This is a genomic window from Sphaerochaeta sp. UBA5836 (assembly GCF_002432845.1).
Classification (GTDB): Bacteria; Spirochaetota; Spirochaetia; order Sphaerochaetales; family Sphaerochaetaceae; genus Sphaerochaeta.
On record NZ_DJGW01000069.1, the window covers coordinates 23,779 to 37,238 of the forward strand.

At 51.3% G+C, this 13,460-nt stretch carries 14 protein-coding genes and 1 pseudogene; 5 read left to right on the top strand and 10 right to left on the bottom strand.

Annotated elements, in window-relative coordinates; all coding sequences use genetic code 11:
• From B3F49_RS05575 to B3F49_RS05585, 3 genes and pseudogenes are all read left to right on the top strand, one after another.
• A pseudogene (locus B3F49_RS05575) lies at positions 1-503 on the top strand (tryptophan-rich sensory protein); the annotation flags it as partial.
• A 57-nt stretch (positions 504-560) separates the two neighbouring features.
• Positions 561-1,028 carry a hypothetical protein gene (locus B3F49_RS05580; protein ID WP_293909589.1) on the top strand — a complete coding sequence of 156 codons (468 nt, stop codon included), beginning with the start codon at positions 561-563 and terminating at the stop codon, positions 1,026-1,028.
• On the top strand, positions 1,015-3,783 hold the full coding sequence (locus B3F49_RS05585) for a diguanylate cyclase (protein ID WP_293909592.1): 2,769 nt from the start codon (positions 1,015-1,017) through the stop codon (positions 3,781-3,783). Before B3F49_RS05580 ends, B3F49_RS05585 begins: the two co-directional genes overlap by 14 nt.
• Here B3F49_RS05585 and B3F49_RS05590 read toward each other — a convergent pair.
• The 6 genes from B3F49_RS05590 to B3F49_RS05615 form a co-directional block, all read right to left on the bottom strand.
• A complete protein-coding gene (locus B3F49_RS05590) occupies positions 3,760-4,380 on the bottom strand; it encodes a hypothetical protein (RefSeq protein WP_293890491.1) in 621 nt (206 codons plus the stop codon). The two genes, B3F49_RS05585 and B3F49_RS05590, sit on opposite strands and share 24 nt — an antisense overlap.
• Positions 4,380-4,787, bottom strand: coding sequence for a rhodanese-like domain-containing protein (locus B3F49_RS05595; RefSeq protein ID WP_293909594.1), 408 nt, complete (start codon positions 4,785-4,787; stop codon positions 4,380-4,382). The genes B3F49_RS05590 and B3F49_RS05595 overlap by 1 nt, the downstream gene beginning before the upstream one ends.
• Positions 4,788-4,900: 113 nt before the next feature.
• A complete protein-coding gene (locus B3F49_RS05600; RefSeq protein ID WP_293909596.1) occupies positions 4,901-5,461 on the bottom strand; it encodes a hypothetical protein in 561 nt (186 codons plus the stop codon).
• Between the two features lie 201 nt (positions 5,462-5,662).
• Positions 5,663-6,247 carry a hypothetical protein gene (locus B3F49_RS05605; protein WP_293909599.1) on the bottom strand — a complete coding sequence of 195 codons (585 nt, stop codon included), beginning with the start codon at positions 6,245-6,247 and terminating at the stop codon, positions 5,663-5,665.
• Between the two features lie 13 nt (positions 6,248-6,260).
• Entirely contained in the window at positions 6,261-7,286 is a 1,026-nt protein-coding gene (locus B3F49_RS05610; RefSeq protein ID WP_293909602.1) for an LPP20 family lipoprotein, read from the bottom strand.
• Between the two features lie 8 nt (positions 7,287-7,294).
• Entirely contained in the window at positions 7,295-7,906 is a 612-nt protein-coding gene (locus tag B3F49_RS05615; RefSeq protein WP_293890483.1) for a penicillin-binding protein activator LpoB, read from the bottom strand.
• Positions 7,907-8,073: 167 nt separating this feature from the next.
• Here B3F49_RS05615 and B3F49_RS05620 point away from each other — a divergent pair, with 167 nt between their 5' ends.
• Positions 8,074-9,414, top strand: coding sequence for a hypothetical protein (locus B3F49_RS05620; protein ID WP_293909605.1), 1,341 nt, complete (start codon positions 8,074-8,076; stop codon positions 9,412-9,414).
• A 53-nt stretch (positions 9,415-9,467) separates the two neighbouring features.
• Here the strand turns inward: B3F49_RS05620 and B3F49_RS05625 are convergent, their stop codons facing one another.
• The 3 genes from B3F49_RS05625 to B3F49_RS05635 form a co-directional block, all read right to left on the bottom strand.
• Positions 9,468-9,635 (bottom strand): hypothetical protein, encoded by a 168-nt coding sequence (locus B3F49_RS05625; RefSeq protein WP_293890479.1) that lies wholly within the window; start codon positions 9,633-9,635, stop codon positions 9,468-9,470.
• Positions 9,636-9,706: 71 nt separating this feature from the next.
• Positions 9,707-10,612: an alpha/beta fold hydrolase gene (locus tag B3F49_RS05630; RefSeq protein WP_293890477.1), complete on the bottom strand. Its 906-nt coding sequence runs from the start codon at positions 10,610-10,612 to the stop codon at positions 9,707-9,709.
• A 55-nt stretch (positions 10,613-10,667) separates the two neighbouring features.
• Positions 10,668-11,060 carry a (deoxy)nucleoside triphosphate pyrophosphohydrolase gene (locus B3F49_RS05635; RefSeq protein WP_293890475.1) on the bottom strand — a complete coding sequence of 131 codons (393 nt, stop codon included), beginning with the start codon at positions 11,058-11,060 and terminating at the stop codon, positions 10,668-10,670.
• A 326-nt stretch (positions 11,061-11,386) separates the two neighbouring features.
• On the opposite strand from B3F49_RS05635, the gene B3F49_RS05640 reads away from it, so the two are divergent.
• A complete protein-coding gene (locus tag B3F49_RS05640; RefSeq protein ID WP_013606721.1) occupies positions 11,387-11,659 on the top strand; it encodes an RNA recognition motif domain-containing protein in 273 nt (90 codons plus the stop codon).
• 303 nt (positions 11,660-11,962) lie between these two features.
• Here B3F49_RS05640 and B3F49_RS05645 read toward each other — a convergent pair.
• A partial coding sequence (locus B3F49_RS05645) for an EAL domain-containing protein (protein WP_293909608.1) occupies positions 11,963-13,460 on the bottom strand: 1,498 nt, incomplete at its 5' end.

Here is a 13,460-nt window from a genome sequence, read left to right on the forward strand (position 1 = left end):
TCGCCAATAGCCTGTGGATCTTCAGCTGGCACTACCATAAGATCGGCCTTTCGGTAGTGTTGATGCTGTGCATCCTTGCTCTGTTGATACGCATCAATCTTATAATTCAGACCATGAAGGGGGACCGTATGTTTGTATGGGCGGTACGCATTCCCTTCAGCGTGTATTTGGGATGGATCACCGTTGCAACCATAGCCAACATCACAACACTGCTTGTTTCGGCACAGTTCACAGGGTTCTCAATCCCCGAGCCTGTGTGGACGGTGGCGGTCTTGGTGGTTGGCGTTGCCATCGGTCTGGCTTGGGCGTTCAGAACCAAGGACAAGGCATACCTGATCACCCTGATCTGGGCTTATACCGGCATTCTGATCAAGCATACGTCCCAAGAAGGATTTGCATCACAGTACATGATGGTCATTGTTGCAACGTGCCTCGCCTTGGCCGTGTTTGTTGTTTGTTTGGGCTTCTTCTTCAAACAGCAAAAAAACATGAAAAAGAACTAGGAGCAGGATGGCGGTATTGTTGACGCATCAGAAAGCCGATGGTAGGGTGAAAGATACATGTCCAGAAAGAACAGTGTGCCGGACTTACCCAAAAACAATAAATTCCTCAACTCTTGGAAGTCTGTCATTGTGCCTTCCCGGCTCATCCTCATGCTGATTTTCACAGCAGGGATTCTGATGATCAACTCCCTTTCCTCATTCTATTACAAGGAACGAATCCAGGAAGCCTCCTTGCTTGCAAAAAGCTATGCCAGAGTCCTGAGTACCGTCATCGATGCGGAGCACCAGCTTGACCTGCAGATGCACGGCACCTTGAAAGTGGCGGTGAGCAAGTATGTCGTGCCAATCTCCTTCGCTCACCAGATAGACAAATTGGTGATCGCCGGTTGTGTCGGGACGAGGGCGCAGGAAGGAGAGCCCCAAAAGCTCGACTGTGATTACATGCAAGGCTACTTGTATAGCAGACCCCTGGCTGCAGAGCAGGCTTTCCTGCCCATGGAATCGGCACAAGATGATGATGAATGAACAGTGGGCCAGGCGCCGTCTCGCCCTGATCATCCTCCTTTTGACTCCTCTTTTGCTCTGGTCGGTGGACCTGCCAAGCCTCGATGCAGCCATTGACTACATGAGTGAACCCGTTTTGCTCGTAGATGCACAGGACAAGTCGATTGTCTATGCGAATCCCATATCGTCCACATTCTTCGCCATTCCCCATGATCGGCTGGTCGGTCGTTCCCTTCTCTCCTTGCTTGGCATGAAAGACCAAAGCCTTGCCGACCTTCATGGAAAAACGCTGACGATTCCCCATACGGACGGCCAGGTACGCACACTGCAGGTTACCGTGCAGAGCTTGGTCAGCAACGATACCTATTTCTACCTGGTCATACTCCAGGATAGAACCCGGCAGGAACATCAGCTGGTAAGAAGCCGAATCTTTTCCATTGCCCTGTTCACCGTGCTCATCGTCGCCATCCTGTTCATCGCCCTCTTCCTTGTCCTTCAGGTCAGGTTGATGCATAGGCTGGAAGAACAGCAAAAGAAGCAAAACTATTCCATCAAGCTTCTGCAGAACTTCCTCGATGCCGATCGACGGATAAGCTACATCCAAGATGAGCAGGGAAAGCTCATGTTTGTGAATGCCGCCCTTGAGTTGTTTGTCGGCAAGCGCTCCGACCAAATGCTGGGAAGCTCGATCGAAAGTCTCGTCCCTCCTGATTTTTCTGCAAAACTGAAGAACCTTGATGAGGTTGTGATGGCACAACAGAAGCGGATGGTGGAGGATATAACCTGGGACAACTGCATGTACAGGATCAGCAAGTTTCCGCTCGTGCTTCCTGACGGAAACCCCGGAGTTGGTACGTTTGCCCTCGATATCACCGAACAGGTCAGGCAGGAAGAGGATTTGCAACAAAACCTCAAGCGGTCCGCCTTGCTGGTGGACATACTCTCCTCCAAGGAGAAGGCGGAAAACCAATTCCAGCTTGCCTTGAACAGGGTATCGGAACTGACAAACAGTGCTTTCGGCCTCTTGCTTCACTGTGATGACCCGACTGAGCCCTTGCGTGTCCATGCATCGTATGGAAACCTGCAACCGGAGGGCAAGCTGCTCCCGCTGCCATTCACCCGTTTCTACCAAAACCTGTTGGCTGACAATTCAACCCTCATCCAAAACCAAGGACCGATTGAGCATCCCCTCTCCGATTTTCTCAATCTCGGCGGTGAAGCACTCACATCCATGATCACCATAGGGTATGCCGTCGATCAGAAGCTTGCAGGCATTGTCATTCTTGCAAACAGTCCTTCAGGGTATACTGAACAGGACAGCTACCAGGTCAAACTGCTCTTCGCAAGTCTCCATACCTCCATGATCAAGCAACAGAAAGAGGGGGAACTTGAAGAAAGCCGGCAGAGTTTGCGCTTGATCCTCGACTCCACAGCCGAAGGCATTTTCGGCATCGACCAGCAAGGATTGTGCACCTTTTGCAATATCAGTTGTCTTACCTTGTTGGGGTATGAGAGAGAACAGGAACTGCTGGGTAGAAACATTCATGCACTCATCCACCATAGTACTGCCGATGGAAAGAAAATCGATGTGCAGGACTGTCCGATTCATAAAACCTTGGTCACCGGAATCGGCATAGAGATGGAACATGATGTGTTCTGGCGAAAAGACGGGACCTGCTTCGATGTACTGTGCTACGCCTACCCCCAGATCAAGGATAATCTGGTCGTTGGAGCCGTGGTAACCTTTACAAACAACACCGAACGCAAGGCAAACCTGGCAAAGATTGAATATCTCAGCTTCCATGACCAACTGACAGGATTGTACAACCGGGCTTATTTCGACGAAGCGCTTGTTGCCTTCGATACAAAGAAAGCTCTCCCGATTTCCATCATCGTCGGCGACGTCAACGGTTTGAAACTAACCAATGATATTTTCGGCCATACCGCAGGGGATAAGTTGCTGACCGATGTGGCCAAGGTTCTTTCTGCTTCGTGCAGAAGCTCAGATATCGTCAGCAGAATCGGCGGGGACGAGTTTGTCGTGCTGCTTCCGAATACCGGCAGCGAAACAGCCCAAGAAATTATCAATCGAATCCAACAGAGGATGGACAGCATGGGCGTGCTTGCCGGCCGTATGAGCATTGCGTTGGGATGGGCGACCAAAATGCTCAAGGAAGAGAGTATCCGTGACTTGTACGATGCCGCAGAGGATCGGATGTACCGCCAAAAGACGCTCAGGCGCACCGAGACACAGCGCCAGCAATTGGAAGTGCTCACCAACATGCTCTTTGCCAAGGCACCCAAGGAGAGGGAGCATGCACTGCGGGTGCAACAGCATGCCATGCGCATCGCCAGGCTCCTTGATGTCAGCAGTGAAGACCTAAGCCTCATCACTCGTGCCAGCTATTACCACGACATAGGCAAGGTTGTTTTGGATGCGACGCTGATCAACGCCAAGGGCAGGGATACTACCATGCAACGCCAGTATCAGGAGCATGTGATTTCCGGCTTCCGCATCCTGAACACCTTCGAGGAAACCATCGATCTGGCCCCCCTGGTATTGCATCACCACGAGCGGTGGGATGGCTCAGGCTATTTGAAAGGCTTGCATGGCGAAGAAATACCCTACATTTCCCGAGTACTCAGGCTTGCAGAAGTCTGGGAACGTGAAGGTTTGGAGAACGCATCAAACGAGGAAATTAAGGCAGTCTTGAAGCATCTGGCAGGAACTGAAGTCGATCCCAACATGGTCTCACAGATTCTCAGTGCGTTGTAAGCAGACAAAGCCGCCCGACCTGGTCGTGGTCTCATACCAAAGCTTCAGGTCGATGACCCACTGTGTACCTCCGTCGTATACATGGATGAAGACTTCCCCGTCACGCTGTTCCAGTCCTACGATGGTTACCCAGTGCCAGGAATCCAAATTCTTCACCTCTCCTGCAGACAAGTTGAGAAAGGCCACAGGCTGATCCGATCGCAATGCTTGTTCGATGAAGGCTGTTATGTCTTCAAAGGATGCTCGGCTAAAGCGATCCTTTGCCACCTGCAGGCTGGCTATACTGTATGCAAGTGATTGCTCGGCGAGGTGCTCATCCAGGCCTTTGGTAAATATGCTCACCAGATGCACCCCCATAATGCCGGGAGTGATGTGATTCCACATGTTCTCCATCAATCTTACCATGTCGGTTTTACCGATTGGACTCGCTTGGTGGCGGTTGTACAGTACCAGGTTACTTGCCGTGGTTGGTCCGCAACCGGCCTTGCGTTGCCATACAAGAGGAAACCACTCCTGGTCGGCCCCGTGGTAGCGCATCCCCGTCTCATCCACTATCGTCAGATATTCGGGATGCTTGAGAAACAGTGCATTGCCCACTATCGCACCACCTCGTACGGCCAATTGATGATTCCACCGAAATCAAGAACGTTTGTATATCCTATCGCCAACAGCTTTTTGGCAGCCTGTGCACTGCGTGCGCCACTTCTGCAATAGACCAGAATGGTGGCATCCAGATCAGGAAGTGCAGATGGAGCACTCGAACCGATGGTTTCATTGGGAACATTGAGAGATCCCTGGATATGACCGGCAGCAAATTCAGCAGGGGTGCGGACATCGACGATGGTCAATGTTTGACCACTTTGCATGAGGTTCATTGCCTCTTGGGCGGAAATTTTCTTATAGGGTGCAGCAGTGCCTGTCGTTGTCTTTGCTTGCCGGCCATTGAAGGAAACAAACAGGACCACAACAAGTATGATAAGCAGAATGATATATATCTTACTCATTTACTAGGTTCTCCTATGTTCAAGATGGCAAAATCCAGACAATACGTCAACCGGGAGGCTGCAAAAAAGCCAGAAGAACGCTCTTCTGGCTGATGATTCATACGTTGCGTTGCTTATTCTTCAATGCCCGATTCGAGTTGCGCCTCCAAGAAGGCAAGCATTGCCTCAGCTTGCAGCGCCTGTGCCTCGGCTTGGGCCTGTGCAAGAGCCATTTTCTGCTGCAACTCCGCAGCTTGCTGCCTGTAGGCATCCTTGAGGTTTTTGACCGGATAGGAAGCGAGCACCCATACCGTGCCGTCAGCGGCGGTATAACGTTCGACGAAGGTAACGCCCCTGAGGCCGATATTGACCGTCTGAATGCTCAGGTTCTGAAGGACCTCCAGCATTTGTTTTGTCCTCAGCACCTCCCCGGCTTCCTCGATGAACGTTACCAGAGCGTTATCCACATTGGTCGATGCCCATCTGCCGATGGCATCCTTGGCCGCCGACTCCGCCCTAAGCTGGCTGAGCTGTGGTGTCGACTGTTTGGCCGAGCCTACCTCGTAGTGCACCGTCCTGGTGCTCTTGGGTGTGTGGGTCGTCCAGTACGGCGATCCATCCGCATTGGTCTTGGGAGTAGCGCAACCTGCAAGAACCAAGACACCCAGCAGGATTACAAATACACTTCGTTTCATACATACATCCTTATTCATAGCAGGAGGCCAAGCTCCAATGTGTCTATGCATCCTTGTCATAATGATGCTGAAACCGGACAGAAATCACGTTGCATGACCTCATTCTCAGTGTGGACCTTCTCAACCGACAAAGCATGATCGGTTTTCAAATCCAAAAGATCCTGTGCAGCAGAGAGGATGGCTTCTTCCTGCCTTCAGCACTTACATCGCTCCCTTGAGGAGGTTTGCAAAGGCGTCCTTCATTTTGGCATTTGCAGCAGCTGCGGCATCGCTTTCAACAAAGGCCTCGGCGACGGCTTCTGCTGCAGGTTCAAAATTCTTTTCAATATTGGCCATCGGGATGGAACAGAGCACCCATACGGCTCCCTCTGCATCCACCCAGATCTCCTCGGTGGTAACACCGCTGAGCGTCGCTTCGGCAACCTGCCGGCTGATCACTTCCATGGCGTCGAGGGCTTGGCGGTCGTCGCCGCTGCCGGCATCGTTGACATAGGTGACAACCACTTCCTTGACGGTAGTGCTCACCCATGCTGCAATCTTGTTCTTGGCTTCCACCGTCGCACGCTTGATGGAATTCTGCTTGTCATTCATGTTTCCATACCCGGTCTCAAAATGGACATCCTGGGTGGAAACAGTCTTGTATACCCACTCCGGCTGGGGAATGCCTTCAGCACCAATGATCACCGGACGGGCGGGAGCGGGAGCCTCCTTGACTTTGGCGGATGCACATCCGGTCAAGGTGAGAGCCAGCAATACGAGTGCGATCACCGCATACTTTGTTTTCATTGTGAAACCTCCACTACGTTTCATCCCCAAGCGTTGTCAGCATGAGGCTAAAGAATTCTTCTACACCGCTGTTGCCAGCCGAACGCAGGGCTTTTGCCACGGCATCGACTTGTGAAAGAGCAGCTTCCCTCTCAACTTTCTTATAGGAAACATACGTCTCGTTTCCCTGCATGAGTTGTACAGACAGCGAGTACCTTGCATATTGGTATGGGCTGTCAGCCATCTGTAGCGGCTCTACGTCATAAACAACCAAGAGAACGGGCCCCTCTTCCTGCTTGGATATCCTGAATCCGAAATCCTGCAATCCTTTCTCGAAGGCAGCCTGCAACACAGGAGTACTGGCATCATCGGAGACAACTTTGACACTGACCTGTATTTTCTCTGCAAGGACGGCCAGCTCGCGTTCATAGCCCAAGAGGACCTGTCTCTGTGGCTGCTGAAGCAGTACCTGCAGCTGGTCGTAGAGTGATTGTTGTTCCCTGGCAAGGCTCTTTGCCTGCAGCAGCAAGAGATAGGAGCGAAGGGAATCGGAAGCCAGGGCACTCTTGGTGCGTGCTTGCGACAATGAGGCGGCAAGTTCTGCTATCCTGTTCTTGTACAGTTCAGCAGTACGCTTTCTGTGCAGGGCAACCCGTACATACACGCGTCCGAGATCATCGATATAGGTACCGACAACCTCGGCGCCGATTATGTTCCCCGTTTGTGAAGCTACGCTTCCGCTCTCCACCATCTCCGATGATTCGGCGAAGGTGACATTGCCGGCAGCATCGGTCTCCCTGCTGGAAAGGCTGGTCACCTCGGTCAGTGAGCGTACCTGGGCATTGAAAACCTGAGACAGCGAAGAGAGTGCCGAATCAACAGCCCGTTCCCTATTTGATCCGGAGCCGACAGCACAGAGATACGTTGCCTCATCATACGTTGCATCATAGCCTCGATCGAGCCATGTAGGTTTGCCCGATCCGGTTGTCCCCAACTGGGTGCAGGAGACGAGCATGAAGAAAACCAAAAGCAGGACCATGCATCTGCCAAGTTTGGTCATCGGTCCTCCTAGAACTTGTACTTGCCCTGTTTGATGAGCTTTTTAATAGTCTCTTCACCAACCCAGACCTTGCGGTTGGTCTCGATGTCGATCAGCTCGGCGGAGACATAGTATGTTCTGACAGTCTGGTTGCCACTCTGGTCAAGGTTGGTTCGAACCGCTCCCTGCAGCAGGTAATCAGCACCAATCTCCTTGCCAAGAGCCTTGGCGGTATCCTCGCTGGCGAAATACTGCTGCTCCTCCCGTTCATCACGAACCGAGGCCCTGAAGGATTGGTCGGCAACCATATCCACCTTGCCGGAGTTGATCAACGCCATCTCATAGCGTTTTGCAATGATGGAAGTATCGATGTGCTCGCTGCTGCGATTGAGGAAAGTGCCGACGATCACCACCGGATTCTTGCCCGGATGCTTCATACGGAATTGACTGATCCACGGTGAGGAGAAACTTGACTCAACCAAGGCTTCAGAGACAATGCGGATATCGGTATCATTCCAGTTTCCACTCAGATCGATGTCGTCCTCGGCGTTCAGACGGTTGACAGAAACGGCAGACTGACAGGAGAGAAACAGCATCATCACCATCAAAAGGAGCAGGCTCCCATACAAGGTTCGTTTCATTTCAGGATCTCCTTGTTCCATTGGCCTCCAATCAGGCCTGGATTGATTCCAAGTGTACCAGATAAGACGCCTATTGTGTAGGATGAAAGTGGATAAAACAGACAAATGCCCCTATTTTCGAGCATTGTCTTGTTGCGTGCATGGGACAGGAATGCTACATTGTGGCCATGTCGAGGAGAAACAAAGAAGCGATGTGGACGATGTTTGCAGCCAGGTTGCTCTGTGTGCTTCTGCTTTGTCCAATGGTGTTTCTGGGGTGTTCCTCCTATGTCGATCTCTCAAGTTCCCAAGCGTATGTCATGCAGGGCAATTATGAGAAAGCCTATCACAATCTCCAGATGCAAGCCCCGTCTCTTCTGAAGGCACAGGGGCCGATCATCGTCAACTACGATCTGGGCATGCTCGCCCGCTTGAACCACAACTACCAAGAATCGAACAAACTACTTTCGGAATCGGAGCGGCTCATCAGCGAAGCATACACCCAAAGCATCACTGCCAACATCGCTTCCTTCATCGTCAACGACAATACCAAGGCATACCAGGGTGAGGAGTATGAGGATATCTATCTGAACTTGTTCAAGGCCTTGAACTACATAGCCCTCGGTCAGGAAGAGTCCGCTTTGGTAGAGCTCAACCGCAGCATGGAAAAGCAGGCGTTGCTGAAGCAGAAATACGAACGGTACAGCAAGCAGGTGCGAAATTACGCTTCGCAGCATGGACTGGGGAGTGTCGATACTGAAATCTACGCTTCCTCCTTTTCCACCAGCGCCCTTACCAACTATCTTGCATCACTGGTCGCCCAGTCGCTTGGGGAGGCTTCGACAGCGTATTATGCCAAAGAGCAGGTAAAGCATGCATTTGCTTCGCAACCGCATTTGTACAACTTCCCCCTTCCCTCTCTTTTGGATGAGGGAGCCCCCGAGGAGGGCAAGGCAAGGCTCCATGTCATCTCTTTCAGCGGTCAGGCTCCCCAAAAACAGGAGCGATGGGAATATGTCTCTGTAAGCCCGTACAACCGGGCAAAAATCGCCTATCCTGTTTTGGTGGGAATATACTCAAACGTACATAGCATCACTTTGAAAGCCGGGTCCCAGGCCGAGACGACGCTGCACAAGATTGAGTCCATCAGTGATGTTGCCATCGACACCTTCCGCACAAAGAGCGAGCTGGCCAAGACCAAGGCGGTGCTGCGAGCCATTGCCAAGGCGGTCGGCGTTGCCATGTACGATTCTGTTGCCCAGCAGGATGACAAGGTGACGGCGGCCGAGGAGCTCCTTGGCTTCATCTTCCGGGTTGCCCAGGACGTCTCCGAGCGTGCCGATGTCCGTTCAACGCATTTTTTACCTGCAGAGGCTTGGGTGGGTTTGATCGATCTCGAAGCGGGTGTCTACGACCTTGAGTTCTCCTTCCTCAATGCATCCGGACGGGTGTTGCACACGGTATTCCTTCCCAACCAGGAGGTGAGAGCGGATGAGCTGAACCTCAGTGAGGCGTACTACGCCCCGTGAAAAATCCTCCCAATTGCTTGAGAGGATGGAAACGGTACAACTTGTATTCAGAATTACTCTCCGATATCAGTCTGAATCGGTTCTTCTTTCTGTGTTGTTTTTGTTTTGGTTTTAGACTTGCCGCCTTCCTCCGTATAAACCTCTTGCTCATCAGAATCCCAAGCCGGGTCTCGTTCCCAATCCTTGGGCCTTCGAATCGTGTCTCGTGTGTTCTTTCTCATAATCCATCGCTCCTTACAAGATGAAATCGGGTTTTGCCCTGAAAGAAAACAATCTTTCTTATACAATCATATCACGAAAGCAAATCGTCAAGTCTTTCGTCCCGCCTTTGCTCATTCAGAAAGTCGGCGATCAGCGAGAATACCAATTCTTTCTCCTTCTCCATCAATACCTCATGCCTCATTGAAGGAAATACCTTTTTATAGAACCGGGTGTAACCAATCCGCTTCAATGAAGCCTCTGTGTCGGCCAAACCTTTGCTGAAGCCCGGAACAGGATCTTCTGAACCCGATATGCAGAGAATGGGCAGCAAAGGCTGGCTGATGGGGCCTGTTGGGGTGGCATGTAATTTTTTCACTGAATCAAAAATGGTGTGAATGGAGGCCAACTGATACCGAAAATTTTTCCGATACGGATCGGTTCGACGCTCCTCGATGACCGAAGGATCTGAACAAACCCATTTCAGCGATGCGCTTGTAGTGAGCTTGCCGGAAATGAAGCCATAGCCGTGCGGGGAAAGCACCAGCATCAACACTCTGACAAGTGCCATCACCAATCCGATTCCAGGTACATAGCAAGGGGCTCCTGTCATGATCAACGAGGCAATAGCCCCATCATGCGAGTGCAGGTAGAGTCGTGAGACGTTTGCGCCGAACGAATGGGCGAGCACATGAATCGGTAATCGAGGAAACTCTTGTTTCAAAAATTGTGTCACATACCACTGGTCTTCCACCAAAACTTCCACAGAAGGAAGATACCCCCTTACAAAACGGGCATCGGTGGAATCTCCATGCCCCCTCTGGTCACTTACCAATACGTTGTAGCCTTGGCTCTGTAAAAAGGTTGCCACAGTATGATACCGGGCCTTGTATTCAGCAGCCCCATGGATGATCTGGACTACCGCCTTGCTTTGCTCTGCTCGATAGAGATTGCAAAAGAGAAAGAACTTGTCGAATGAAGGAATCAGGACACTTTCCACTGGGCCCTCTCTGTGTCTTCAGTATCGCAAGAGAACAAACAGGAAGCAAGTCAATTCAAACAAGCAGCTTCTCAACTTCACGAACAACCGGAAGGTCGGCCTCAGACCAATCAAGGCTGTAGAGATCTTCCTTGCCAATCCAACAAGAAGCAACATGTTCGGTCAGCTCAAGATTTCCTTCCAGCCGTCGGCAGAGAAAGGCATGCATCGTCACAAAGAACGTTGGATACTGATAGCTGACCGTTATGAGGGGACGAACAACCTCGATCCGGGTTTTCAGCTCCTCGGCAATCTCCCTGACGATTGCAGTGCAGCCGTCCTCACCCTCTTCAAGCTTTCCACCAGGAAACTCCCACTTCCCGCCAAGAGGTCCACTGTTGCCCCGCCGAGCAGCAAATACTGTATTATGCTCGAGCAAAACAGCGGCTGCGACTTCGATGTGTTTCATAGTCCCATGATAGCATCGTGAGCCTTTGTTTTCCAACTGGCTGAAGTCTTTACCCCTTGTACTGGTTTCTTTACATATTGCCACACTTTTCTCTTACATATTTGCAAAAAATGTTCAAAGAGCCGAAGGCCCTTCATTGACAAGAGTATTTGGGCATGCTACCGTACAGTTGCTTTGGTTTTTGCGTTGCAGCTAGTCCCTTACCCTATCTTAGTATGTATGCGTTCTTCACTGAATCCACTAGCAGACAGGTTAAACGTTCGAGACTGCGCCAAAAAGAGCAAATACTCTATTGTACAGGCAATGGCCTGTGAAGGATGCTTTGAATGGCAAAGAAAATTTATGTTGGTAACATGAGTTACAACACCAGCGAAGAGGAACTTCGCGACCTGTTCGCACAGTACGGCACCGTACTGAGTGCAAACATCATCATTGACCGCGAGACCCGCCGCCCCAAGGGCTTTGGTTTCGTAGAGATGGAAGACGATTCTGCTGCTATCGCCGCCATCAGCCAGCTTGACGGCCAGGACTTTGGTGGTCGCAATCTTCGTGTCAACGAAGCCATCGCCAAACCCCGCCCGAGCTTCAACCGCTACTAAAAGCGTTTGACCGAGCACACCAGGGAATCCTTCGGGATTCCCTTTTTTACATCGAAACCCTGTCCGACCATGGAGGCTTGGGTGCGTCATCAATACTCGATAGCTGGTTGAGTGCGCTCTCACTCAGGGACTGCAGGGGATTCGGATTCCTTTCAAACGATATCGTGAGGCTGCTGCCGGCATTCGTCGATGCGGTGTATCCAACCGGCAAACATCTTGGCAGCCTGGCGCAATCCCAAGAATCCTTGTATTCATATCCGGGTGCACGGCAACATATTTTTGTGAATAGGCAGCTTGTTGATATCATGTTTGGATATTTACTTCTTCAATCTGCTTGAGGAACGTTGTCTCATCAACGGCTTTTGAGAACAAGTAGCCCTGATACTGGTCACAGCCGATTTCCGAAAGGAAAGCGAGTTGCTCAGCTTTTTCCACACCCTCGGCCAGCACGGTGGCCCCCACCTCTTTGGCCAGAAGCAGGACGGTCTTGTAGATGGTGACCGATTCGGAATCGGGATACCGGGAGATGAAGGAACGGTCGATCTTGATCATATCGATCGACAGTTCCATGAGGTACGAGAGAGAGGAGAAGCCGGTGCCGAAGTCATCGATGGCGATGGCTATGCCTTGGGCATGAAGCTTGTCCAAGGTTGCGTTCGCAGAGGTGAGATTCTCTACGGCTGTATGCTCGGTCAATTCAACCGTCAGGTAGTTGTCAGGAATACGGTACTCCCTGAGAAGGGAGCCCAGCAGGTCGATGAGGGTGGGGTTGGAAAACTCCTCGGGACTCAGGTTGATGGATAAGGAGAAAGCTGGGCAGGTTGCTTGCAGGAAGGCAAGATTCCGGCTCAGGAATTGGATGGATTCCGTGATAACAAACCTACCCAACTGATCAAGTTGTTGCTGCTCTTGCAGAATCGGCAGGAACTCGTCGGGTCGTATGGATCCGAGAGTCGGATGCTCCCATCTGATCAAGGCTTCTGCTCCGATGATGGTTCCCTTCTCAATGGAGAGTTGGGCCTGATAGAACAACCGCATCTGATCGGACTTGAACACAGTCGCGAGCGCCTGCCGGATTGCTGTATGGCGCTGGTACTGCTTTTTCACTTCGCTTGTGTAGAATACATACCGACCATCCTTCAGTTTCTCCACCATCTGGCTTGCCAGGTGTGCATCCACCAAGAGGTCGAAGACATTTGAGGAGGTGGATGGGTAGTTTGAAACCCCGCAATCCAAGCGGATATCGAATGTATTGAAGGGCTCTTGGAAAGCCTTCATCAGGCCTTGGATCTTATTGGACAGGACCTGGTCAAGCCCACTGTCCTTGAGGAACACAAAATAGGAATCAAAGGAGAAAGCATACACGTCGATGGTGGAGCCCAACAGGTTTGCAAGCGTCTGTGCAAGGTTCTGCGAGAACTTGGCACGTTCAATCTGATTGAGCTGCATACCCAGTTCCTTGCTGTTCTGCACCTTGAAACAGAGGCAACTCACCGTGGTTTTAGAGCTCAACAATGAAAAAACCGAGGGAAAACACTGGGATGGGTCATGATTGGCCAACTCACACAGCTCGCTGATATCAGCAGGAGTCCACACAGAGGGGCTGTACACTTCAACGCTGTACTCGAGTTTCTTCTCCCTGGTGAAGAGGTGAATAATGGAAAGGCTGGTCAAGAACCTGTTGCCTGAACGATGGAACACCCAAGCGGGATGAACTTCCTCCTGATGGCGCGTACGTGCGACCACCTGAAGATCTTGCCGCAATCGATGGGAGCTCCTGCCGATCAGTTCGTTTTGCTTA

Excerpts from the sequence above, each read along its gene's own strand:
- B3F49_RS05580 (WP_293909589.1), top strand. The coding sequence starts at position 561 with ATGTCCAGAAAGAACAGTGTGCCGGACTTACCCAAAAACAATAAATTC.
- B3F49_RS05585 (WP_293909592.1), top strand. The coding sequence starts at position 1,015 with ATGATGATGAATGAACAGTGGGCCAGGCGCCGTCTCGCCCTGATCATC.
- B3F49_RS05595 (WP_293909594.1), bottom strand. The coding sequence starts at position 4,787 with ATGAGTAAGATATATATCATTCTGCTTATCATACTTGTTGTGGTCCTG.
- B3F49_RS05600 (WP_293909596.1), bottom strand. The coding sequence starts at position 5,461 with ATGAAACGAAGTGTATTTGTAATCCTGCTGGGTGTCTTGGTTCTTGCA.
- B3F49_RS05605 (WP_293909599.1), bottom strand. The coding sequence starts at position 6,247 with ATGAAAACAAAGTATGCGGTGATCGCACTCGTATTGCTGGCTCTCACC.
- B3F49_RS05610 (WP_293909602.1), bottom strand. The coding sequence starts at position 7,286 with ATGACCAAACTTGGCAGATGCATGGTCCTGCTTTTGGTTTTCTTCATG.
- B3F49_RS05615 (WP_293890483.1), bottom strand. The coding sequence starts at position 7,906 with ATGAAACGAACCTTGTATGGGAGCCTGCTCCTTTTGATGGTGATGATG.
- B3F49_RS05620 (WP_293909605.1), top strand. The coding sequence starts at position 8,074 with ATGTCGAGGAGAAACAAAGAAGCGATGTGGACGATGTTTGCAGCCAGG.
- B3F49_RS05625 (WP_293890479.1), bottom strand. The coding sequence starts at position 9,635 with ATGAGAAAGAACACACGAGACACGATTCGAAGGCCCAAGGATTGGGAA.
- B3F49_RS05635 (WP_293890475.1), bottom strand. The coding sequence starts at position 11,060 with ATGAAACACATCGAAGTCGCAGCCGCTGTTTTGCTCGAGCATAATACA.
- B3F49_RS05640 (WP_013606721.1), top strand. The coding sequence starts at position 11,387 with ATGGCAAAGAAAATTTATGTTGGTAACATGAGTTACAACACCAGCGAA.